The sequence below is a fragment of the uncultured Rikenella sp. genome (assembly GCF_948810725.1).
Lineage (GTDB): Bacteria > Bacteroidota > Bacteroidia > Bacteroidales > Rikenellaceae > Rikenella.
This window is the reverse complement of the sequence record NZ_CAQIVA010000030.1, coordinates 1-22,482: the sequence shown is the minus strand read 5'-3', so window position 1 is coordinate 22,482 and position 22,482 is coordinate 1. Positions and strand designations below refer to the sequence as shown.

The 22,482-nt window shown below is 57.8% G+C and carries 19 protein-coding genes and 2 tRNA genes; 8 read left to right on the top strand and 13 right to left on the bottom strand.

Annotated elements, in window-relative coordinates; all coding sequences use genetic code 11:
* From Q9S52_RS08010 to Q9S52_RS08000, 3 genes are all read left to right on the top strand, one after another.
* On the top strand, nucleotides 1-291 hold a 291-nt coding region (locus Q9S52_RS08010; RefSeq protein ID WP_304708738.1), incomplete at its 5' end, for a hypothetical protein.
* Nucleotides 292-310: 19 nt separating this feature from the next.
* Nucleotides 311-1,054 carry a succinate dehydrogenase/fumarate reductase iron-sulfur subunit gene (locus Q9S52_RS08005; protein ID WP_294593598.1) on the top strand — a complete coding sequence of 248 codons (744 nt, stop codon included), beginning with the start codon at nucleotides 311-313 and terminating at the stop codon, nucleotides 1,052-1,054.
* A 189-nt stretch (nucleotides 1,055-1,243) separates the two neighbouring features.
* A complete protein-coding gene (locus tag Q9S52_RS08000) occupies nucleotides 1,244-2,425 on the top strand; it encodes a M43 family zinc metalloprotease (protein ID WP_304708737.1) in 1,182 nt (393 codons plus the stop codon).
* 126 nt (nucleotides 2,426-2,551) lie between these two features.
* Here the strand turns inward: Q9S52_RS08000 and Q9S52_RS07995 are convergent, their stop codons facing one another.
* Nucleotides 2,552-3,307, bottom strand: coding sequence for a polyprenol monophosphomannose synthase (locus Q9S52_RS07995; RefSeq protein WP_304708736.1), 756 nt, complete (start codon nucleotides 3,305-3,307; stop codon nucleotides 2,552-2,554).
* A gap of 60 nt (nucleotides 3,308-3,367) precedes the next feature.
* Here Q9S52_RS07995 and Q9S52_RS07990 point away from each other — a divergent pair, with 60 nt between their 5' ends.
* From Q9S52_RS07990 to Q9S52_RS07970, 5 genes are all read left to right on the top strand, one after another.
* Nucleotides 3,368-4,363: a hypothetical protein gene (locus Q9S52_RS07990; protein WP_297830115.1), complete on the top strand. Its 996-nt coding sequence runs from the start codon at nucleotides 3,368-3,370 to the stop codon at nucleotides 4,361-4,363.
* Nucleotides 4,364-4,399: 36 nt separating this feature from the next.
* Complete coding sequence (dtd, locus tag Q9S52_RS07985; RefSeq protein ID WP_300726505.1) at nucleotides 4,400-4,852, top strand: D-aminoacyl-tRNA deacylase; 453 nt, start codon at nucleotides 4,400-4,402, stop codon at nucleotides 4,850-4,852.
* Between the two features lie 64 nt (nucleotides 4,853-4,916).
* Entirely contained in the window at nucleotides 4,917-5,918 is a 1,002-nt protein-coding gene (locus Q9S52_RS07980) for a polyprenyl synthetase family protein (RefSeq protein WP_294592359.1), read from the top strand.
* A 31-nt stretch (nucleotides 5,919-5,949) separates the two neighbouring features.
* Nucleotides 5,950-7,320, top strand: coding sequence for a dihydroorotase (locus tag Q9S52_RS07975; RefSeq protein WP_304708735.1), 1,371 nt, complete (start codon nucleotides 5,950-5,952; stop codon nucleotides 7,318-7,320).
* 140 nt (nucleotides 7,321-7,460) lie between these two features.
* The gene (locus tag Q9S52_RS07970; RefSeq protein WP_304708210.1) at nucleotides 7,461-7,625 is read left to right on the top strand and encodes a hypothetical protein; all 165 of its coding nucleotides are present in this window, start codon (nucleotides 7,461-7,463) and stop codon (nucleotides 7,623-7,625) included.
* A gap of 316 nt (nucleotides 7,626-7,941) precedes the next feature.
* On the opposite strand, the gene rpoC is transcribed toward Q9S52_RS07970, so the two are convergent.
* The 12 genes from rpoC to Q9S52_RS07910 form a co-directional block, all read right to left on the bottom strand.
* Entirely contained in the window at nucleotides 7,942-12,192 is a 4,251-nt protein-coding gene (rpoC, locus tag Q9S52_RS07965; RefSeq protein WP_297625415.1) for a DNA-directed RNA polymerase subunit beta', read from the bottom strand.
* 390 nt (nucleotides 12,193-12,582) lie between these two features.
* Nucleotides 12,583-16,350, bottom strand: coding sequence for a DNA-directed RNA polymerase subunit beta (gene rpoB / locus Q9S52_RS07960; protein WP_370455886.1), 3,768 nt, complete (start codon nucleotides 16,348-16,350; stop codon nucleotides 12,583-12,585).
* A gap of 862 nt (nucleotides 16,351-17,212) precedes the next feature.
* Nucleotides 17,213-17,590: a 50S ribosomal protein L7/L12 gene (rplL, locus tag Q9S52_RS07955; RefSeq protein WP_294592379.1), complete on the bottom strand. Its 378-nt coding sequence runs from the start codon at nucleotides 17,588-17,590 to the stop codon at nucleotides 17,213-17,215.
* A 253-nt stretch (nucleotides 17,591-17,843) separates the two neighbouring features.
* A complete protein-coding gene (gene rplJ, locus Q9S52_RS07950) occupies nucleotides 17,844-18,374 on the bottom strand; it encodes a 50S ribosomal protein L10 (protein WP_297625421.1) in 531 nt (176 codons plus the stop codon).
* A gap of 25 nt (nucleotides 18,375-18,399) precedes the next feature.
* On the bottom strand, nucleotides 18,400-19,089 hold the full coding sequence (gene rplA, locus Q9S52_RS07945) for a 50S ribosomal protein L1 (protein WP_294592384.1): 690 nt from the start codon (nucleotides 19,087-19,089) through the stop codon (nucleotides 18,400-18,402).
* Nucleotides 19,090-19,112: 23 nt separating this feature from the next.
* A complete protein-coding gene (gene rplK, locus Q9S52_RS07940) occupies nucleotides 19,113-19,556 on the bottom strand; it encodes a 50S ribosomal protein L11 (protein ID WP_294592387.1) in 444 nt (147 codons plus the stop codon).
* A 25-nt stretch (nucleotides 19,557-19,581) separates the two neighbouring features.
* A complete protein-coding gene (gene nusG / locus Q9S52_RS07935) occupies nucleotides 19,582-20,145 on the bottom strand; it encodes a transcription termination/antitermination protein NusG (protein ID WP_304708734.1) in 564 nt (187 codons plus the stop codon).
* Nucleotides 20,146-20,225: 80 nt separating this feature from the next.
* Nucleotides 20,226-20,414, bottom strand: a complete 189-nt coding sequence (gene secE, locus Q9S52_RS07930; RefSeq protein WP_294592393.1) for a preprotein translocase subunit SecE — start codon at nucleotides 20,412-20,414, stop codon at nucleotides 20,226-20,228.
* An 82-nt stretch (nucleotides 20,415-20,496) separates the two neighbouring features.
* A complete protein-coding gene (locus Q9S52_RS07925; protein WP_300828466.1) occupies nucleotides 20,497-20,982 on the bottom strand; it encodes a hypothetical protein in 486 nt (161 codons plus the stop codon).
* A gap of 49 nt (nucleotides 20,983-21,031) precedes the next feature.
* Nucleotides 21,032-21,105: transfer RNA gene (locus Q9S52_RS07920), tRNA-Trp, on the bottom strand.
* A gap of 65 nt (nucleotides 21,106-21,170) precedes the next feature.
* Complete coding sequence (tuf, locus tag Q9S52_RS07915; protein ID WP_294592399.1) at nucleotides 21,171-22,358, bottom strand: elongation factor Tu; 1,188 nt, start codon at nucleotides 22,356-22,358, stop codon at nucleotides 21,171-21,173.
* A gap of 47 nt (nucleotides 22,359-22,405) precedes the next feature.
* Nucleotides 22,406-22,478: transfer RNA gene (locus Q9S52_RS07910), tRNA-Gly, on the bottom strand.
* Nucleotides 22,479-22,482: the final 4 nt, after the last annotated feature.

The window sequence follows — 22,482 nt, the reverse complement described above, 5'->3', positions numbered from 1 at the left end:
GGTACTGTTCTTTTTGTGAACAAAAAGAACCAAAAAAACTTCAGAGCGCATCCCTACGGGATGCTCTGGCCGTGTCTGCCCGATTGGTTGGGCTGGATTTTCGGTGGGCGCGCTAATAATGGGCATAGAACCCCATGCGCGCCTCGCCTGAAAATCACAGCCCAACGACACAAGGCGGAGAAAACCCGTGGTCGTCCCACCGGGACGACCTCTGCAAAAGTTCTTTGGGTACCTTTCTTTCAAGAAAGGTACGGTTCTATCCGGCATAAAGACAGCAAAGAATTGATTTAAAAAATAAGATCAGCTTGTTATGAATTTGAAATTGAAGATATGGCGTCAGAAAGACGCCCATGACAAAGGTCGTTTTGAGGAATACCACGTAGAGAACGTATCCGAGGGTAGTTCCTTTTTGGAGATGCTCGACATCCTGAACAACGACCTGATCCACGCCGGGAAAGAGCCCATCGCCTTCGACCACGACTGTCGGGAAGGGATCTGCGGGATGTGCTCCCTGTTCATCGACGGTCGCGCCCACGGCCCCGACGACGACATCACCACCTGCCAGCTCCACATGCGGAAATTCAAAGACGGGGATACCATTACCATCGAGCCGTGGCGTTCTCGCGCCTTCCCGGTGGTGAAAGACCTGGTGGTCGACCGGTCCGCCTATGACAAGATTTTGCAGGCCGGAGGGTATATCTCCGTGAACACCGGCGGCGTGCCGGATGCCAATGCGATCCCGATTCCGAAGAAAGACGCCGACGAATCGATGGACGCCGCCGCTTGCATCGGGTGCGGCGCCTGCGTGGCCACTTGCAAGAACGGGTCTGCCATGCTCTTCGTGGCTGCCCGGGTGAGCTCGCTTGCCTTGCTGCCCCAGGGGAAAGTCGAAGCCGCACGGCGCGCCAAAGCCATGGTCGCCAAGATGGACGAACTCGGCTTCGGCGGGTGTACCAACACCGGCGCCTGCGAAGCGGAATGTCCGAAAGGGATATCGATCGCACACATCGCCCGGTTGAACCGCGAATTTCTGTGCGCCAAGTTGAAAGACTAACCGTTTGATTTTCTTCGCCAAAGAAAATCAAACTCCGCAAAAAACGAGGCCGTTCCTGTTCGAGTAACAGGAACGGCCTCGTTTTTGTATATCTCCCGTTCGGACAGCGACCGAAACCGATGTCGGCCATCGCATAGTCCGGGAAAAACCGTATTTTTACAAACGTTTAATAGAAACCCGCCTCTCCCCATGAAAAAACGCCTACTCTTCGCGCTCGCACTCCTGCCGGCGATTCTGGTCGGCTGCCAAAAGAGTTCGTCGTCATCGCCCACCCCGCCGAATCCCGCCCTGCCGGAAATCGTCGCCGGAACCATCCCCGTCGTCTTCCACGTGCTGTACGAGAACTCGGCCGATCCGGAACAATACCCCTCCGACGCCGTCATCCAACGCCGGCTCGCGGAGCTGAACAAATTCTACTCCTCCACCCTCTTCACCGACCGGACACTGCCCGGCGTGCCGAGTCAGAAGGTCGGTCTGACCTTCGTGGCCGCCACCCACGACCCGAACGGCAAACCGCTCGTCACACCGGGGATCCATCGCGTCGTCTACTCCGGCTCCGCCAACATGAGCGCCGAAAACTTTCTGTACAGCAACTCGCAGAGTCAGCGTAACCAGGATATCTTCTGGAACCCGAACTACTACGTGAACATCTGGCTCTTCAGTTTTCTGCAAACCGGCGGAGCGAACGACGAAAGCGACGTAACGGGGATTTCGTTCCTGCCTTACTGCACCACGACGCACACGCTGTTCGGCCTGAGGGGCAACGAAGCCAGCGCACCCGGCGAATCCTATTTCCACCGGCTGCCCAACTACATGCACGGCATCGCATTGAACAACCGTAAGTTTCAACCGGAAGCGGGAATCGATCCCGAAGACCAATACACGTGGATTTCCGACGAAGGGATGCTTACCTTGTGCCACGAAATGGGCCACTATTTAGGTCTGCACCACGCCTTCGACGAGACCCGGAACGGCTGTTCCGATCCGGACAACGCCAGCGACGACGGATGCGAAGACACGCCGAAATACAACCGGACTGCTTATATGACCGATATTCAGCCTTGGCTGACGGGCCAAAGCACGATCAGCGAGCTGCCTTACCATCCGTTCGAGCGTCAACCTTGCAAAGCTGGTTCCGGCCCCGTTATTTCGACCAACGTAATGGATTACTACTTCGGTTATCGGACTCAGATTACGGCGGATCAGTTGGCCCGAATCAATTTCGTGATGCAATACAGCCCGCTGATTCCGCGTCCGGCGGCGGCTACCAAGGCGATCCGGCCCGAGGCCGATCAGTTGGATCCGAACGCCCGGCTGCCGGAACCGATTCTGATGCGGTGCTACGCACCGAAGCTCTCGTTACAACCGTAGAAGGACTCTACGACCCGCACATGCCATCGGCGCGCTCCTCTCTTTAGGAAATCTTTAGGGAAGTGCGCCGATTCTGTTTGTCCGGGCATTCATCCGCCGGCGAATGCAGCTATGCCTCGGCCCAAATCACAAAACAGCCTTTACCCCCGGTTCTCTGTCCGCCCGCCGGATACGGCGGAAACGCATCTTCAGAACCCCCCAGAATGCCTCGCCGAAAATCCCGCTGCTCATCTTCGAGCTCCCCCGAGTCCGATCCGTAAAAATAATCGGCACCTCCACGATCCGGAAACTCAGCTTCCACGCCGAATACTTCATCTCGATCTGGAACCCGTACCCCCGCATCCGGATCCGGTCAAAATCGATCGCCCGCAGCACCTCCGCCCGAAAACAGACGAACCCCGCCGTACAATCTCGAACCGGCATCCCCAACACCCGCCGCACATAAGCCGAAGCATAGTAAGACATAATCACCCGCCCGATCGGCCAGTTAATGACATTCACCCCCGTCACATACCGGGAGCCGATCGCCATGTCCGCTCCCTCGTCCGCACAAGCCCGCCAAAGCCGGATCAAATCCGCCGGATCGTGCGAAAAGTCACAATCCATCTCGAACACATAATCGTAGCCCCGCTCCAGAGCCCACCGGAAACCGGCGATATAGGCCGTCCCCAGCCCCTGTTTCCCCGCCCGTTCGATCAGGTGGATCCGGCCGGCATACTCCTCCCGCTCCATCGCCTCGCGCACCGCCCCGGCCGTTCCGTCCGGCGAACCGTCGTCGATCACCAGCAGGTCGAACGGCTCCGGCAGGCCGAAAACACGCTCGATCATCGGTCCGATATTCTCGATCTCGTTATAAGTCGGAAGAATGACTACCTTTTTCATCCCTGTACTGCTTCTGGATAAGACGTTAAAGATAGCGGAAATTTTCCTTATCTTTGGAAAATGAATTCCCCGAGCAAGATAATCGACCTTTTTTCCGGAACGCAACGCCTGCTCCGGCGGGTCGGCTGCCTGCTGGTGCTGGCGGGAACGATCCTCGCGGCCGATGCCCAACCCAAGAAAGGCCGCTTCCTCGCGCTGTTCGGCGCCCAGAAATTCCGACTCGACAACACCGTCTTCATCTCCACCGACTTCGAACACCGCAGCGTCTCGACCGAAATGGCCAAATGGCTGCGATCGGAAGGGGTGGCCGCATCCAACGCATTCCATAAGGCCCGGAACCGGATCTCGTTCGTGAAAGTCGCCTCGGTGCCGGGAGCCAAGGGGAGCGACGCCTGGCAGATCGAAGTGAAAGCCAAGCGGGTGACGGTCGCTTTCACCACCGAGACGGCTCTGCAAAACGCCATCGCCGCGTTGCAGGGAATGCTCGAACAGGACGAGGCGGGACGGCGCTATTTTCCCGCAGGGACACGGGTGGACTGGGGCGTGCAACACCAGCCGCAACCCAAACGCGAAGCCGTGGCGGACGCGGCGACCGCCATGCGGTCGGTGGACGAGCTGGAGACCGTCCTGAAACAGCTCAGCACCAAGTCGGGCGAAGTCTACCTCATGTTGGTGAGCACTGACAAGTGGCGGATGCAGTGCCCGTCGTTAGAGGCGGCCAGACTGACCGACCGGCTCTACTCGACGGACGGATACTACAACACCCGACAGCTGGAACAGCTGGCCGCGACGGCCAAACGCAGCCGCATTGAGGTGATACCGACGCTGGAGCTGCTGCACGAGAACAAACCCTTTACCGAAGCGTTCGGCCACTCGGTCTTCTCGGTCGAGGGGATGCGCCTCGTGCGGGCGGCCATCGAAGACTGTATCGACGCCATGCATCCGAAGAAGATCTGTATCGGGACGCTGTCGCCGAATACCGACATGCGCTACCTGGAATTCATCTCCAGCCTCGCTTCGATGTTGGAAGTCGAGTTGGTCATTATCGAATCCTAACCATTCGGCCTCGGGAGACGAGGCCTTTTCCTTCCCATGCGAGCCCTGATACAACGAGTCGCCAACGCTTCCGTCACGGTGGACGGCACGCCGATTGCACAGATCGGAGCCGGGCTGCTGATCCTGCTCGGCATCACGACGGGCGACACCCGCGAAGAGGCGGAGCGGCTGGCGGCGAAGATCGCGCGGCTGCGCATCTTCGCCGACGAGGCGCTGGCCATGAACCGATCGCTGCTCGACACGGGCGGAGAGACGCTGGTGGTGAGCCAGTTCACGCTCTACGCGGCGACCCGGAAGGGGAATCGACCGTCGTTCGTCGCGGCGGCACGGCCGGAGGAGGCGGAACCGCTCTACCGGTTCTTCGTCGAACGGCTTCGGGAGGAGTTGGGGCGGCCGGTGGCCACGGGGCGGTTCGGGGCGGACATGCAGGTCGCACTCACCAACGACGGGCCGGTGACCATCGCCATCGACACCCGGGCTTGGGAGTGAGCGCTCCCCTCCGCTGCCCGCCCATACCATACCCTGACTGCACGAAGAAAACCCACACGCAAACATGGCGCACTTAGACGAAATCATCGCTCCCGTAGCGGCCGCTTTCGAGGCGTTCCGCGAGCGGCTCGACGCGGCCACGCGGTCGGAAGAGCCGTTCATGCGGCCCATCACACGCGACATTCTGCGGAGCGGAGGGAAGCAGATGCGGCCGCTGCTGACGCTGCTGGCGGCGGCCCTGCACGGCGAGGCCGGAGACCCGAAGGCACTGGCGGGGGCGGTGCTGATCGAGATGATCCACTGGTCGACGCTGGTGCACGACGACGTGATCGACGAGGCGTACGTGCGGCGGGGCGAGTGGACGCCGGGGGCGCTCCTGCGGTCGAAATCGGCGGTGCTGACGGGCGACTACCTCTTCTCGAAGGGGCTGGGACAGGCGGCGAGGGCGGGCTGTTTCGGGGCGATGCGGGCGACGACGCGGGCGATCGAGCTGCTGGTGGACGGCGAGCTGATGCAGATGGAGCATGCCCGGCGGATGGACACGACGGAGGCGGTCTACACGGAGATCATCCGTCACAAGACGGCGGCCCTGCTGGCGGCAGCGGCGGAGTGCGGCGCGCTGGCGGCCTGCGGCGACGATCCGGAGGCGGAGGGGGTGCGGAAGATGTACCGCTTCGGCGAGCTGCTGGGGCTGGCGTTCCAGATTCAGGACGACCTGCTCGACTTCGGCTTCGCGGCCAACGGCGATCCGCTGAAGACGGGGAAGGTGCTCTGCAACGACCTGCGGGAGCGGAAGATGACGCTGCCGCTGATCCGGGCGCTGGAGGGTGTCCCGGCTTCGACGCGGCGGCAGGCCTTGAAGCACTTGCGGCGGGCGGGGGAACGGAGCGCGTCGGTGGCGTGGCTGCGGGATTTCGTGGCGCAGAGCGACGGACCGGCCTATGCGGCGGGGGTGATGGGGCGGTACCATGCGGAGGCGGTGGGGCTGCTGGAGGCGTATCCGGAATCGCCGGTGCGACGGGCGTTGACGGCCTATGCGGACTATGTGGTGGGGCGGGCTTTCTAAATTCTCGATCTTCGATTTTACACACAAGACTATGATACTCATTACGAACGCGCGGATTTGCAACGAGGGGGAGCTTTTCGAGGGGTGGCTGGCGATCGAGGGGGAGCGGATTGCGGACATCGGACGGGGGACGGAGTGTCCGGCGGCGGTGCGGGACGGTGCGACGGAGGTGCTGGATGCGGCAGGGGCGCTGGTGATGCCGGGGGTGATCGACGATCAGGTGCATTTCCGGGAGCCGGGGCTGACGGAGAAGGCGGATATCTTCTCCGAGTCGCGCGCGGCGGCGGCGGGCGGGGTGACCTCTTACATGGAGATGCCGAACACGCGGCCGGCGGCGGTGACGATCGACCTCCTGGAGGAGAAGTATGCCCGGGCGGCGGAGGTCTCGGCGGTCAACTACTCGTTCTACTTAGGGGCGACGAACGACAACCTGGCGGAGGTGGAGCGGCTCGATCCGGCGCGAAACTGCGGGGTGAAGGTCTTTATGGGCTCGTCGACGGGAAACATGCTGGTGGACAACGAGCAGACGCTGGGGGATATCTTCCGGCTGTCGCCGACGCTCGTGGCGACACACTGCGAAGACGAGGCGACGGTCAGGGCCAATCTGGCGGCGGCCACGACGGCGTTCGGCGGGGAGATTCCGGTGGCGATGCACCCTTTCATCCGGAGTGCGGAGGCGTGCTACCGTTCGACGGCGCATGCGGTGGAGCTGGCGCACCGATACGGAGGGCGGCTCCATGTGCTGCACCTGAGCACGGCGCGGGAGCTGGAGCTGTTCGAGGCGGGTAAACCGCTGGAGGAGAAGCGGATCACGAACGAGGTGTGTGTGCATCACCTGTGGTTCGCGGCGGGGGACTATGCGGAGCGGGGGACGCGGATCAAGTGGAATCCGGCGGTGAAGTCGATCGCGGATCGGGAGGCGTTACGGGCGGCGGTGCGGAGCGGACGGACGGATGTGGTGGCGACGGATCATGCGCCGCACTTGCTGAGCGAAAAGCAGCGCCCGTATCTCGAGGCTCCGTCGGGGGGGCCGCTGGTGCAGCACTCGCTGCCGGCGATGCTGACGCTGGCCGGGGAGGGGATTTTTACGGTGCCGCAGGTGGTGGAGCGGATGTGTCATGCTCCGGCGCGGCTGTTCCGGATTCGGGAGCGGGGTTTCCTGCGGAAGGGCTATTTCGCGGACATCGCGATCGTGGATCTGAAGGCACCTTGGAGAGTAGTTCGCGGAACGGAGGGGACGGCGGAGGAGCGGATTCACTACAAATGCGGCTGGTCGCCGTTCGAGGGGGTGGAGTTCTCGGCGCGGGTGCGCCACACGTTCGTCAACGGGGCGCATGTCTACAACGCGGGGCGGATCAACGATGCTGTCCGGGGGGCGCGGCTGGAGTTCCGGGCGGAGTGATCGCCCCGGGAGGGGCTCCATGCGAAGCGGGGACAGGGGTTTCGGAAACTTTCCGGGGCCTTTTCGGGCCTTTTGGTACCTTTTGGTACCTTTTCGGGCCCGCCCCGGGCTTCCGCGACTCGGGCTATGGAGAATTGGGGGTGCTGCACAACGTCGGCCACGATGGATACAGCTGGTCGTCCTCGTTCGTCGATTCGGGCGACTATTACCGTGATCTGGACTTGAGTTTCAACACGCAGGGTCTCAACCCCAACAGCGTGCACTACCGTGCTTACGGTCTTCAGTTGCGTTGCCTCTCGGAATAAACGGGGAGAGGGGGCGTTTTGCTGGCAGTCTCTTCCCCAAGGCAGCTTCGGCCCAATTTTCCTTCCGCGCGATGGGGTTCCGCTGGACTCAAGCGGGATGTGCGCACCTTAGAAACGGAGAGGGAGGGAGGGAGGGAGGGAGGGAGGACACAAAACAATGCCGGGGGCTTTCCTACAATGTAGGAAAGCCCCCGGCATTGTTTTATAACCTGGTCTCCTCTGCTGTTGACAAGCGGGAGGAGGCCTGGTGGATGGTGCTAAGCGATAAACACGGCGCGGAGATACACTCCGCGCCGTGTAATGGCTTTACACGCGTCTATGCCTCAACGGCCAAGCCGTCTTGTGCAGCTTCCGCGGCTGTGGCTACGGCGTCCTTGGGCCCGACGATCAGGTCCTGGAACTGACGAGTCCCTGTACCGGCCGGAATCAGGTGACCGCAGATCACGTTCTCCTTGAGCTTTTCGAGCGGGTCGACTTTGGCGTTGATCGCTGCTTCGTTCAAGACTTTGGTGGTCTCCTGGAACGAGGCGGCGGACATGAAGCTGCTGGTCTGCAAGGCGGCGCGGGTAATCCCCTGCAACACCTGATCCGAAGTTGCCGGCACGGCGTCGCGCACTTGCACCTCTGTCATGTCCTTGCGACGCAGCATGGAGTTCTCGTCGCGAAGCTGGCGCAGGGTGATGATCTGGCCGGCACGCAAGGTCGCGGAGTCTCCGGCGTCGGTAACGACTTTCTTTTCGTAGATGTCGTCGTTCTCTTCCATGAAGTCCCATTTGTCGACGATCTGTTCGGGCAGGAAGCGGGTGTCTCCCGGGTCTTCGATGCGCACTTTGTTCATCATCTGGCGGACGATGATCTCGAAGTGTTTGTCGTTGATCTTCACGCCCTGCATGCGGTAGACTTCCTGAATCTCGTTGACGATGTACTCCTGCACTTTGGTCGGCCCCTGGATCGACAAGATATCGTCCGGAGTAATGGCTCCGTCGGACAGCGGCATGCCGGCGCGGATATAGTCGTTCTCCTGCACCAGGATCTGTCTGGAGAGCGGCACGAGGTATTTCTTCACTTCGCCGGTGCGCGAGGTGACGACGATCTCGCGGTTCCCGCGCTTGATCTTCCCGAACGAAACCTCCCCGTCGATTTCCGACACGACGGCCGGGTTGCTGGGGTTCCGGGCTTCGAAGAGCTCGGTCACGCGGGGGAGACCCCCGGTGATGTCGCCGGCCTTACCGACAGCACGCGGAATCTTGATGAGGATATCCCCGGCATTCACTTTGGCGTTCTCCTTGACGACGATATGGGCGCCCACCGGCAAGTTGTACTGCTTCTGTTCGTCGCCGTTCTTGTCGAGAATCCGGATGATCGGGTTCTTGGTCTTGTCGCGCGATTCGATAATCACTTTCTCGCGGTAACCGGTGGTTTCATCGGATTCTTCGCGATAGGTGACGTTCTCGATCACGCTGTCGAAGGTCACTTTACCGCCGAATTCGGAGATAATAACGGCGTTGTAGGGATCCCATTCGCAGAGCAAATCCCCTTTAGATACCTTATCGCCGGTATTCACATACAGGGTAGCCCCATACGGCAGGTTGGCGTTATACAACGTCGCTCCGGTATTGTTATCTACGATCCGCAAATCGGCCAATCGGCTAATGACCATATAGACTTTCCGGCCGGTATCGTCTTTGCGTTCGACCATGCGGAGTTCGTCGATCTCGATGTGCCCGTCGTATCTGGCCACGATCTTGTTGTCGGCTGCCGAACCGCCGGCAACCCCCCCGACGTGGAAGGTACGGAGGGTCAGCTGGGTACCAGGTTCACCGATGGACTGGGCGGCAATAACCCCAACGACTTCTCCTTTCTGCACCATACGGCCGGTAGCCAAATTGCGCCCATAGCACTTGGCGCACACGCCTTTCCGCGATTCGCAGGTGAGCACGGAGCGGATTTCGACCATCTCGACCGGGGAGTCTTCGATGGCTTTGGCGATCTCTTCGGTAATCTCTTCTCCGGCTTTGACGATCAGCTGGTTATTGAGCGGGTTATAGATGTCGTGCACGGATGTCCGCCCGAGAATCCGTTCGTACAGCGACTGCACCACCTCTTCGTTCCGCTTAATCGCCGTCGCCTGCAACCCGCGCAAGGTGCCGCAGTCTTCTTCATTAATAATGACGTCCTGCGCCACGTCGACCAACCGACGGGTCAAATAACCGGCGTCGGCGGTCTTCAATGCGGTATCGGCCAACCCTTTACGCGCACCGTGGGTCGAGATGAAGTATTCGAGGACGCTCAACCCTTCCTTGAAGTTCGAAAGGATCGGGTTCTCGATAATCTGCGCCGCTTCGGCGGTGGATTTCTGCGGCTTGGCCATCAAACCACGCATCCCGGAGAGCTGACGAATCTGCTCTTTGGAACCACGGGCTCCGGAGTCAAGCATCATGTAAACCGGGTTGAAGCCCTGATCGTCTTCGGTCAGCTGCTTCAGCACGGTGTGGGTCAACTTGGAGTTGGTGTGCGTCCAGATGTCGATGATCTGGTTGTACCGTTCATTATTGGTAATGAACCCCATGTTGTAGTTCTCCATCACTTCGGCGACCTGGTCGTAACCGTCCTGCACGAGGGCTTCTTTCTCTTTCGGGATAATGACGGCGTCCAGATTAAAGCTCAAGCCGCCCCGGAATGCCATCTTGTACCCGAGGGCCTTGATGTCGTCCAGGAAGTTTGCCGTAACGGCGGCGCCGCACTGTTTCATCACGTCGCCGATAATGTCCCGAAGCGATTTCTTGGTCAGGAGCATGTTGATGTACCCGACCTGCTTCGGAACCACCTGGTTGAAGATGATCCGCCCGACGGTGGTGTCGATGATGTTCCCCGGCCCGAGCCGCAGTTTCACCTCGGCGTGCAAGTCCACGCGTCCCTCGTTGTGCGCGATAATCGCCTCTTCGGCCGAGTAGAATACCAGTCCCTCGCCTTTAACGCCCTTCCGCGGTTTGGTGATGTAATAAAGCCCCAAGACCATGTCCTGAGAGGGCACGGTGATCGGCGCTCCATTGGCGGGGTTGAGAATATTGTGCGACCCGAGCATCAAGAGCTGGGCTTCCAAAATGGCGGCATTCCCCAAGGGCAGGTGAACGGCCATCTGGTCGCCGTCGAAGTCGGCATTAAATGCGGTACATGCCAGCGGGTGCAGCTGCAAGGCTTTCCCTTCGATCAATTTCGGCTGGAAGGCCTGAATCCCCAAGCGGTGCAAGGTAGGAGCACGGTTCATCAAAACCGGATGCCCTTTGATGACGTTTTCGAGGATGTCCCAGATGACAGGATCTTTGCGGTCGATGATCTTCTTGGCGCTCTTAACGGTCTTGACAATCCCGCGTTCGATGAGTTTCCGCACGACGAAAGGTTTGTACAACTCCGCGGCCATGTCCTTGGGAATCCCCATCTCGTGCATCTTCAGCTCCGGCCCGACGACGATCACGGAACGGGCGGAATAGTCCACGCGTTTCCCGAGCAGGTTCTGACGGAAACGACCCTGTTTCCCTTTCAAACTGTCGGAGAGCGATTTCAAGGGCCGGTTGGACTCGGTTTTCACGGCATTCGACTTGCGTGAATTGTCGAACAGGCTGTCCACCGCTTCCTGCAACATGCGTTTCTCGTTCCGCAAGATAACTTCGGGGGCTTTGATCTCGATCAGGCGTTTCAACCGGTTGTTCCGGATAATCACACGCCGATAGAGGTCATTCAAGTCGCTCGTGGCAAACCGGCCCCCGTCGAGCGGCACGAGCGGCCGCAGTTCCGGCGGAATCACGGGTATGACGCGCATGACCATCCACTCGGGCTTGTTCACTTCCCGGCTGGCGCGGAATGCTTCCACCACGTTCAACCGCTTCAAGGCTTCGCTCTTCCGCTGCTGGGAGGTCTCGGTCGATGCTTTATGCCGCAGGGAGTATGACAGTTCGTCGAGGTCGATGCGTTGCAGCATGAGTTCCAAGGCTTCGGCGCCCATCATGGCGATGAATTTATTGGGGTCGCTGTCTTCCAAGGCGCGGTTCCCTTTGGGCAGGGTGTCGAGGATGTCGAGGTACTCTTTCTCGGTGAGCAAATCGCCTTCTTCCACATTTTCTGCGGCGCCTTTCTGGATCACGATGTACCGTTCGTAATAGATGATCATGTCCAGTTTCTTGGTCGGTATCCCGAGGAGGTAGCCGATCTTATTCGGCAGGCTCCGGAAGTACCAGATATGGGCCACGGGCACGACCAATTGGATGTGTCCCATCCGCTCGCGGCGCACTTTCTTCTCGGTCACTTCGACGCCGCAGCGGTCGCAGACGATCCCTTTATACCGAATGCGTTTGTATTTGCCGCAGTGGCACTCGTAGTCTTTCACGGGGCCGAAAATGCGTTCGCAAAACAAGCCGTCGCGCTCGGGCTTGTAGGTCCGGTAGTTGATGGTCTCGGGCTTCAGTACTTCGCCGCTGGATTTCTCCAAAATCTGCTCGGGGGAGGCCAGGGAGATGGTGATCTTCTGGTAGTTCCCGGGGGCTTTCGTTTCTTTATTATTATATGCCATGTCTTCGTCTTGTTTAAACTGTCTAATCCATCATTCTCTTGCGTGTATCTGTTGTTCTTCGGGCTGTGAAACCGGAGGGTAATATTGCATAACCTGCGGTTATTCTACAACGTTGAACCTGCTTTCGGGTAACTGCTTTGTCCGCGCGCCTGGGAAATTCATCCGTTTCAACGAGCGTTGAAACGGTGTATTTCCTGTTAAGGCGTGGCGCGCGGTCGAGCTGGAACTGCCCTCAAGCCGGGCGGGCTGTTCTTTTTGTGAACAAAAAGAACCAAAAAAACTTTCACGGATGCTGACGCATCCGATGACGGTTCTTCGTGGGGTCACAATAAGAACAGTTCCGTACGGTTCAAAAAACGAAAGAACAAAAACTACTCGACCAAAGAGTGATTATTCGAGTTTGACATTCAGGCCGAGGCCGGTGAGTTCGTGCAGGAGGACGTTCATGGCCTCCGGGATGCCCGGCTGAGGCATGTTGTCGCCTTTGACGATCGCTTCGTATGCTTTGGCGCGGCCCACGACGTCGTCCGACTTGATGGTCAGGATTTCCTGGAGGATATTAGCCGCCCCGAATGCTTCGAGGGCCCAGACTTCCATCTCTCCGAAACGCTGGCCCCCGAACTGAGCTTTACCGCCCAGCGGCTGCTGGGTGATGAGCGAGTACGGGCCGATCGAACGGGCGTGCATCTTGTCGTCGACCATGTGGCCGAGTTTCAGCATATAGATAACCCCTACGGTAGCCGGCTGGTGGAACATTTCGCCTGTCCCGCCGTCGTAAAGATAGGTCCGGCCGGAGTGAGGAATGCCTGCTTTTTCGGCATACTCGTTGATTTCGTCCAGCGTCGCGCCGTCGAAGATCGGGGTGGCGAATTTAACCCCCAGCTCGCGCCCTGCCCATCCGAGCACGGTTTCGTAGATCTGCCCGAGGTTCATACGGCTCGGCACACCCAGCGGGTTCAGCACGATATCCACGATGGTACCGTCGGCGAGGAAGGGCATATCCTCGTCGCGCACCACCTTGGCCACGATCCCTTTGTTACCGTGCCGGCCGGCCATCTTATCCCCGACGCGCAGTTTGCGTTTCTTGGCGATGTAGACTTTGGCGAGCTGGATAATCCCGGCGGGAAGTTCGTCGCCGTTGGTGATGTTGTATTTCTCGCGTTTGAGGTGTGCGTCGAGCTCCTTGTATTTGATAATGAAGTTGTTGATCAGGGCTTTGATCAGTTCGTTCTTATCTTTGTCGGAGGTCCACTTCGTCGGGTTGATGTTCAGGTAGTCGAGTTCCTGCAAAGCTTTCTGCGTGAACTTGTTCCCTTTGTCGATCACTTCCATGCCGAAGTAGTCGTGCACGCCGGTCGAGGTCTTGCCGTTGACGAGCGACCAGAGTTTGGAGACGAGTATCTCGCGCAGCGCCGCGACTTCTTTGTTGAAGTTCTCTTCGGCGCGTTCGATCTGGGCTTTTTCGCTGGGTTTCCCCTTTTTGCCGGTGGTCTCTTTCCCGGCGCGGGAGAAGAGTTTCTTGTCTACAACGACCCCGAACAAGGACGGCTGTGCTTTCAACGAAGCGTCTTTCACGTCGCCTGCCTTGTCCCCAAAAATCGCCCGCAGGAGCTTTTCTTCCGGACTCGGGTCGGATTCGCCTTTCGGCGTGATCTTACCGATGAGGATATCGCCGGGCTTGACATTGGCGCCGATGCGGATCACGCCGTTTTCGTCCAGGTCGCGCGTCGCATCTTCGCTGACGTTCGGAATGTCGCTGGTAAGCTCTTCCACCCCGCGCTTGGTGTCGCGCACTTCCATAATATACTCGTCGACGTGCACGGAGGTGAAGATATCTTCGCGCATCATCCGCTCGGAGATGACGATCGCGTCTTCGAAGTTATACCCCTGCCACGGCATGAAAGCGACCTTGAGGTTCCGCCCCAAAGCCAATTCTCCCTTTTCCGTAGAGTAGCCCTGTGTCAATATCTGACCGGCCACAACGCGCTCGCCTTTCCGAACCATCGGCTTCAAGGTGATCGAGGTGCTCTGGTTGGTCTTCCGATACTTGGGCAGCTTGTATACGGTCACTTCCGGATCGAACGAAACGAATTTCTCGTCTTCTGTCCGGTCGTACTTGATGTGGATTTCGGTCGAGTCCGAATGCACGATCTCGCCGTCGCGTTCCGCAACAACCTGGGTACGGCTGTCCCCCACCACTGCCCCTTCGAGGCCCGTCCCGACGATAGGCGCTTCTGACCGCAAGAGCGGCACGGCCTGGCGCATCATGTTCGATCCCATCAAGGCTCGGTTGGCGTCGTCGTGTTCGAGGAAGGGAATCAACGATGCGGCAATGGAGGCGATCTGGTTGGGAGCGACGTCCATAAGCTGCACCTGATCCGGACTCACCACGGGGAAGTCCCCGTCGAGTCTGGCTTTAATCTGCTCGTCGGTCAGTGTCCCGTCGTTCGCTACGGTAGCCTCGGCCTGAGCGATCACGAGCCCTTCTTCTTCCTCGGCGCTATAGAATTTGATGTGCGAGTTGTCGGTATCGACTTTTCCGCCTTCCACTGTCCGATACGGGGTCTCGATGAAGCCCATGTCGCTGATCTTGGCGAACACGCACAGGGATGAGATCAACCCGATGTTCGGCCCTTCCGGGGTTTCGATCGGGCACAACCGACCGTAGTGGGTATAGTGCACGTCGCGCACTTCAAAACCCGCCCGTTCCCGCGACAGACCGCCCGGCCCCAAAGCTGACAAACGCCGCTTATGGGTCAATTCGGCCAGGGGGTTGGTCTGATCCATGAACTGGCTGAGCTGGTTGGTGCCGAAGAAGGAGTTGATCACAGAGGACAGGGTCTTGGCGTTGATCAAGTCCACGGGGGTAAACACTTCGTTATCCCGCACGTTCATCCGTTCGCGGATGGTTCTGGCCATCCGGGCAAAACCGACGCTGAACTGATTGGCGAGCTGCTCGCCGACGGTTCTCACCCGTCGATTGGAGAGGTGGTCGATGTCGTCGACGTCGGTCTTGGAGTTGATCAGCTGGATGAGGTACTTGATGATGGCGATCATGTCCTCGCGGGTCAAGACCTTCACTTCGCTCGGGATGTCGAGGTTCAGTTTCTTGTTGATCCGGAACCGGCCGACATCGCCCAGGTCGTACCGCTTGTCGGAGAAGAAGAGTTTGTCGATGACGTCCCGGGCGGTAGCCTCGTCCGGCGGCTCGGAGTTGCGAAGCTGTCTGTAAATATACACCACGGCTTCTTTTTCCGAGTTGCAGGGGTCTTTCTGCAAGGTGTTGTAGACGATGGAGTAGTCGTTGGCAGAGGCCATCTCTTTGTGCAAGAGGAGGGTCTTCTCGCCCGACTCGAGAATGTCGTCGATGTGCTCTTCGGCCAGCACGGTCTCGCGGTCGATGATGATCTCGTTCCGCTCGATGGATACGACTTCGCCGGTGTCTTCGTCGACGAAGTCTTCTGTCCACGATTTCAAAACCCGTGCGGCCAGTTTCCGACCGACTGCCTTTTTCAGGTTGGCTTTATTGACTTTGATTTCGTCGGCGAGACCGAAAATTTCGAGGATCTGCCGATCGCTCTCGAAGCCGATGGCGCGCAACAGGGTCGTGACGGGCAGCTTCTTCTTCCGGTCGATGTAGGCGTACATCACGTTATTGATGTCGGTCGCGAACTCGATCCAGGAGCCTTTGAACGGAATAATACGCGCACTGTACAGCTTCGTCCCATTCGAGTGCATGCTCTGACCGAAGAATACGCCGGGGGAGCGGTGGAGCTGCGATACGATCACGCGCTCGGCCCCATTGATCACGAATGTCCCGCGCGGGGTCATATAGGGCACGGCGCCGAAGTAGACGTCCTGGATCACGGGGTCGAAATCCTCATGCTCCGGGTCGGTACAGTACAACTTCAGCTTGGCCTTCAAGGGCACGCTGTAGGTCAGGCCGCGCTCCAGACACTCGTCGATGGAGTATCTCGGGGGGTCGATATAGTAGTCGATGAATTCGAGGACGAAGTTGTTGCGGGTGTCGGTGATGGGGAAGTTCTCCATGAACACTTTGTACAACCCTTCGTCGAGCCGGTTCTCGGCTGTGGTCTCGAGCTGAAAGAAATCTTTGAAGGATTTCAGCTGTACCTCCAAAAAGTCGGGATAGGCCATCCGGAGATCGGAGGAGGCGAAGCTGATGCGTTGCGGGTGCGATTGAGTCCCGCTGGGGGTGGCTTTCGTCGGCATGTTCGCTTTTTACGAATGAGTAATGTGTTGAACAGCGCTAAATCTAGGTTCCAGAACTTTTTTCTCCTGTCTCTTTCACTCGCTTTTTACACGCCATTCTTTGTGCCGGACGGAACCGTACCTTTCTTGAAAGAAAGGTACCCAAAGAACTTTTGCAGAGGTCGTCCCACAGGGACGACCACGGGTTATCTCCGCCTCGTTCGTTGGGCTAAGATTTTCAGGCGAGGCGCGCGTGGGGTTCTCGCCCATTATTAGCGCGCTCGCCGAAAATCCAGCCCAACCTACCGGACAGACACGGCCAGAGCATCCCGCAGGGATGCGCTCTGAAGTTTTTTGGTTCTTTTTGCCCGAAAGCTTCCTCGCGCTAACTCGGCATAGCCCGCAAGCGGTCTCTGCTCAAGTAACGCCGCTCGGTTCTTCAGAAAAAGAACAGTTCACTCCAACACAAGGAAGGGGTATAAAAAATGAACGATGAAGAGAACGGGAGTAAGCAGACCGTTCCGGAGGAGGAGGGGGTGTTTCTTGTCCGGGTCGCCTTTAGCCTGCGAGGCGGACAACTCTGCTCCCCTACTCTTGTGGGTCTGTTATTTCCTTGTGCTGAGGGCCGTCCGAGGGGCGGCTTCGGCGGGTGGTGTTTGAGGGCGCGGAAGGAGGCGCTTTCAAAAACCAGAAAAAGGTGCAAAGCCCACGCGAGGTGAGCCTTACACCGTTCATGATTCCCGGGATGGTGGTTTTCAGCGCGTTAGGGTGAAAGCCGAGTGGGTATCCCGGAAAGATGGGAAGCGTCTTACTTCAGTTCGACTTCTGCGCCTGCTTCTTCGAGCTGTGCTTTCAGGGATTCGGCTTCTTCTTTCGAAACGCCTTCTTTCACTGCTTTCGGTGCGCCGTCTACGAGGTCTTTTGCTTCTTTCAGGCCGAGACCGGTGAGTTCTTTCACCACTTTCACTACCTGCAATTTAGCCTGGCCGCCGGATTTGAGGATCACGTCGAACGAGCTCTTTTCTGCTGCGCCGCCTGCTTCGCCGCCTGCGGCCGGTGCTGCTACTGCGACTGCTGCTGCGGCCGGTTCGATCCCGTATTCGTCTTTGAGGATGGTTGCGAGTTCGTTGACTTCTTTAACGGTCAGGTTTACCAGCGATTCTGCCAGTGCTTTGATGTCTGCCATCTTGGGTATTGGTTTGAATGGTTATTAATTGGCTTGTTTGTCTCCTTCCGAGGGATGTTACCGCTACCTTTGGGCCCGGACGCCCGGTTTCACGCGTGGGTGCGGAGGGTCTCTCCGACGGGTGGAACCTGTCACGGTTGTCGTGGGTCTACTCGGTGTCGCGCCCCTCTTCTCGGGGTTACAAACGGGTTTTCGGTTTTTGAGGTATCAGGCGACTCTGGCTACGACGCCGCAGCATGGCCGCCGATGCCGATTACTGTGCCCGGTTCTCCAAGGCTTTGACGAGCCCGGAGATTTTGCCGCCGGCTGATCCTTGCAGGGCCGAGATAACGTTCTTGGCCGGGGATTGAAGCAGGCTGATAACGTCGCCGATGAGTTCTTCGCGGGATTTGATGTTGACGAGCGCTTCGAGCGATGCTTCGCCCATATAGACGCATTCGTCGACATAAGCCGCTTTGAGCATGGGCTTATCGCCGCCTTTGTCTTTGCGGAATGCTTGGATCAGTTTGGCGGGTGCGTTCCCGGTGTTGGAGAACATAATGGAGGTAGATCCTTCCAAAACGCCTACCAGTTCCTGGTCTGCTTTGCCGGTCTGTTCCAAGGCTTTGCCGAGCAGGGTGTTCTTGACGACGATCAGTTTGATCTCCTTTTCGAAGCAGGAGCGACGCAAGGCTGCGGTTTGCTCGGCATTCATGCCGGAGATGTCGGCGAGGTAGAAGTGGGTATAGGTTCCGAGCTGATCGGCTAAACTCTTGATTACTTCGGATTTTTGTTCCTTTCTCATCTCTCAGTTTCTTGTGGTTAGTCGATTAGTCTACGGATTTCGGGTCGATCTGCAAACCGGGGCTCATGGTGGTGGAGAGGTAGATGCTCTTCACGTAGGTCCCTTTGGCTGCTGCGGGTTTGAGTTTCAGGATGGTGCGCAGGAACTCTTTGGCGTTGTCTTCGATCTGTTTGGCTTCGAAAGAGACTTTCCCGATAGAGGTGTGCACGATCCCGAATTTATCGACTTTGAAGTCGATTTTCCCGGCTTTGACTTCTTCGACTGCTTTGCCGACTTCCATGGTTACGGTACCGGTCTTGGGGTTGGGCATGAGGCCTCGGGGGCCGAGCACGCGGCCCAAGGCGCCGACTTTGGCCATGACGTTCGGGGTACAGATAATCACGTCGACATCGGTCCACCCTCCCTTGATTTTCTCTACGTATTCGTCGAGGCCGACAAAATCTGCGCCTGCTGCACTGGCTTCGGCTTCTTTGTCGGGGGTGCAGAGTACGAGTACGCGAACGGTTTTACCTGTCCCATGGGGCAAGGTGACGACGCCGCGAACCATTTGGTTGGCTTTCCGGGGGTCGACGCCGAGACGGACGTCGATGTCGACGGAGGCGTCGAATTTGGTGAAGGTGATATCTTTGAGCAGTGCCGCTGCTTCGTCTACTTTGTGAACTTTTCCGGGTTCTACTTTGGCGAGGACGGCTTTTCTATTTTTGGTCAGTTTCATAGGGTGTGGTCTCCTCTCCTCGGTTAGTTGTTTGTCGGAAATTCACCGGTGACGCTGATCCCCATACTGCGGGCGGTACCTGCGACCATCCGCATGGCGGATTCGACGGTGAAGCAATTCATGTCTTCCATCTTCTCTTTGGCGATGGTCTGGATCTGTTCCCAGGTCACGGAGGCGACTTTTTTCCGGTTGGGTTCTGCTGAACCCGACTGAATCTTAGCGGCTTCTTTGAGCTGGACGGCGACGGGGGGTTGTTTGACGATGAAGTCGAAGGACTTGTCGCTGTAAACGGTAATGACCACGGGCAGTACTTTGCCTGCTTTGTCCTGCGTCTTTGCGTTGAATTGCTTGCAGAACTCCATGATATTGACCCCCTTGGAACCCAAGGCGGGGCCTACGGGCGGCGAGGGGTTCGCCGCGCCACCTTTGATTTGCAGTTTGATGAAACCTGCAACTTCTTTGGCCATAGTGCGTGTCTAAAAAATCGTGTGATTACTCTTTTTCTACTTGCATAAAACTCAGTTCCATCGGAGTCTTACGCCCGAATATCTTGACGGAAACGTGGAGTTTTTTCCGTTCGTTGTCGACTTTTTCGATGGTGCCGACGAAGGAAGCAAAGGGTCCGTCGATCACCTTGACGGATTCGCCTTCCACGTAAGGGGTTTCGTTTTCTTCCTCTTGCGTGGCGAGCTCGTCCACCCGACCCAGAATCCGACTGACTTCCTGCGGCCTGAGAGGGGTGGCTTGCAGGGTGGATTCTTTGGTGTCGCTCAAAAAGCCGAGTACGTTCGGGGCGTTTCTCAAGATATGCGGTATTTCGCCCACGAGGGCGGCTTGTACCAAGACGTAGCCGGGATAGGAAATGCGTTCTTTGGTGATTTTCTTCCCGTTGCGTACTTGATATACTTTTTCGGTGGGAATAAGCACTTGGGCGATGGAGTCTTCCAGGTGCAAGGTGCGGATCTCGGATTCGAGATATTCCTTGACTTTTTTCTCTTTACCGCCGATGGCGCGTATGACGTACCATTCCAGGGCGGGTTTTTCTCCGTTGCTCATTCCGCGTGTACTAATATTCTGAAAACCTACTTGCTGTGGGGGCGATGGGGATCGCGCCGGAAGGGGGGTAAATTACGGGGCTAATACAAAATGCTGTATATGCCTTTCATAATGGTTTCGAAGCTGATGTCCATGGCGAGGATCACGAGGGCCAGGATCAGGGAGGCGATCATGACGACGATGGCGCTGTTCTGGAGGGAGCTCCAAGTAGGCCAGGTGACTTTGTGGACGAGTTCGTTGTATGCTTCTTTGAAGTAGGTGGATTTCATAATCGGGGTTCCATTAAAAACGGGAGAGGAGTGGTGTGCTCCTCGTCCGAATGGGTATGTGGTCTCTTTGTAGTATACTATATTACTCTTCCGTATCAGCCGTAGAGGCAGGCACCGGTTCTTCCGTGGTGTCGTCCTGGTTCTGTTTCCACCAGTAGTATCCGCCGATGGCGGCGATCACGAGCAGGAGGATGAGTTTCCCGCCGATGCGGTTCCAGAAGGAGAGTTTCGGGTCTTTCGGCAGGTCCCAGCCGTATTCGGTGGCGAATCCATCGATGTCTTCGTCGTCCAGGGTGTAGATGGTTTTGTCGGCTGCGTCATAAACGGCGTACTGGCGTTCGCCGTAGTTCCAGATGGGGACGTAGAACAAGGAGAATTGTTCGAAGCCGACGCCGAACTGCAAGGTATGGCCGTTATCCAGGGTAACGGAGTCGGGCAGGTCGTACATTTTCTGGAATTCCGGCCCGTTGCCGTACAGGATGGTGGCGCGTCTGGCTTCGGCGGATTCGGTGAGGAGTCCGAGGGCCAGAACGAAAGCGGCGCAGAGGGTGAGGTAAATTTTTTTCATGTGTGAATATGTTTCCGGCGGCGAAACTGCGCGAGTGGTACCGGCCGGGTGGCAGGGGTGGAGAGATTCGAACTCCCATCAACGGTTTTGGAGACCGCTATTCTGCCCTTGAACTACACCCCTGTAAAAATGAGGCGGCGCGGTGGGCACCGCCTCATGGTGTATGGCATCCCTTACGGGATAACTGGTTAGGCGATGATTTCGGTGATCTGCCCTGCACCCACGGTACGGCCGCCTTCGCGGATGGCGAAACGCAGACCTACGTTGATAGCTACCGGGTAGATGAGTTCCACGGTGATGGTGACGTTGTCGCCCGGCATGACCATTTCAACGCCGTCCGGGAGCTGTACTTCACCGGTCACGTCCAAGGTACGGAGGTAGAACTGCGGACGGTATTTGTTGTGGAACGGGGTGTGACGCCCACCTTCTTCTTTCTTCAGGATATAGACCTCTGCTTTGAATTTGGTGTGCGGGGTGATCGAACCCGGTTTGGCAACGACCATACCGCGTTTCACTTCTTTCTTGTCGATACCGCGCATCAGCAGCCCGACGTTGTCCCCTGCTTCCCCTTCGTCGAGGAGTTTGCGGAACATTTCGACGCCGGTACATACCGATTTCTTGGCTTTTTCGCCCAAGCCGACGATTTCGACTTCGTCACCTACGTGGATAACGCCGGTTTCGATACGCCCGGTCAATACGGTACCACGACCGGTGATCGAGAAGACGTCTTCGACGGGCATCAGGAAGGGTTTTTCGTTTTCACGCGGCGGAATCGGAATGTAGGTATCCACCGCATCCATGAGTTCCATGATTTTTTCTTCCCACTGTGCTTCGCCGTTCAAGCCGCCGAGGGCAGAACCGCGGATGATCGGGGTGTTGTCGCCGTCGAATTCGTATTTGCTGAGCAGGTCGCGTACTTCGAGTTCGACGAGGTCGAGCATTTCGGGGTCGTCGACCATGTCGCATTTGTTCAGGAAGACGACGATACGGGGTACGTTCACCTGACGGGCGAGCAGTACGTGTTCGTTGGTCTGGGGCATCGGACCGTCGGTCGCTGCTACAACCAGGATGGCGCCGTCCATCTGTGCGGCACCGGTTACCATGTTCTTCACGTAGTCGGCGTGGCCGGGGCAGTCTACGTGTGCGTAGTGGCGGTTGGCGGTCGAGTATTCTACGTGCGAGGTGTTGATGGTGATCCCGCGTTCTTTTTCTTCGGGAGCGTTGTCGATCGAGTCGAACGAACGGAGTTCGGACAAACCTTTCTTGGCGAGAACGGTGGTAATCGCTGCGGTCAAGGTGGTCTTACCGTGGTCTACGTGACCGATGGTACCGATATTGACGTGCGGTTTCGACCGGTCGAATTTTTCTTTTGCCATGGGTTGTAAGCGTTTTTAATTGTTGTTTGTTTGTCTCTTATTAAAAGAGCGGAAGACGAGATTCGAACCCGCGACCCTTAGCTTGGAAGGCTAATGCTCTACCGACTGAGCTACTTCCGCTTGT

Coding starts and splice junctions, on each gene's coding strand:
- Q9S52_RS08005 (WP_294593598.1), top strand. CDS start 311: ATGAATTTGAAATTGAAGATATGGCGTCAGAAAGACGCCCATGACAAA.
- Q9S52_RS08000 (WP_304708737.1), top strand. CDS start 1,244: ATGAAAAAACGCCTACTCTTCGCGCTCGCACTCCTGCCGGCGATTCTG.
- Q9S52_RS07995 (WP_304708736.1), bottom strand. CDS start 3,307: ATGAAAAAGGTAGTCATTCTTCCGACTTATAACGAGATCGAGAATATC.
- Q9S52_RS07990 (WP_297830115.1), top strand. CDS start 3,368: ATGAATTCCCCGAGCAAGATAATCGACCTTTTTTCCGGAACGCAACGC.
- dtd (WP_300726505.1), top strand. CDS start 4,400: ATGCGAGCCCTGATACAACGAGTCGCCAACGCTTCCGTCACGGTGGAC.
- Q9S52_RS07980 (WP_294592359.1), top strand. CDS start 4,917: ATGGCGCACTTAGACGAAATCATCGCTCCCGTAGCGGCCGCTTTCGAG.
- Q9S52_RS07975 (WP_304708735.1), top strand. CDS start 5,950: ATGATACTCATTACGAACGCGCGGATTTGCAACGAGGGGGAGCTTTTC.
- rpoC (WP_297625415.1), bottom strand. CDS start 12,192: ATGGCATATAATAATAAAGAAACGAAAGCCCCCGGGAACTACCAGAAG.
- rpoB (WP_370455886.1), bottom strand. CDS start 16,350: ATGGCCTATCCCGACTTTTTGGAGGTACAGCTGAAATCCTTCAAAGAT.
- rplL (WP_294592379.1), bottom strand. CDS start 17,590: ATGGCAGACATCAAAGCACTGGCAGAATCGCTGGTAAACCTGACCGTT.
- rplJ (WP_297625421.1), bottom strand. CDS start 18,374: ATGAGAAAGGAACAAAAATCCGAAGTAATCAAGAGTTTAGCCGATCAG.
- rplA (WP_294592384.1), bottom strand. CDS start 19,089: ATGAAACTGACCAAAAATAGAAAAGCCGTCCTCGCCAAAGTAGAACCC.
- rplK (WP_294592387.1), bottom strand. CDS start 19,556: ATGGCCAAAGAAGTTGCAGGTTTCATCAAACTGCAAATCAAAGGTGGC.
- nusG (WP_304708734.1), bottom strand. CDS start 20,145: ATGAGCAACGGAGAAAAACCCGCCCTGGAATGGTACGTCATACGCGCC.
- secE (WP_294592393.1), bottom strand. CDS start 20,414: ATGAAATCCACCTACTTCAAAGAAGCATACAACGAACTCGTCCACAAA.
- Q9S52_RS07925 (WP_300828466.1), bottom strand. CDS start 20,982: ATGAAAAAAATTTACCTCACCCTCTGCGCCGCTTTCGTTCTGGCCCTC.
- tuf (WP_294592399.1), bottom strand. CDS start 22,358: ATGGCAAAAGAAAAATTCGACCGGTCGAAACCGCACGTCAATATCGGT.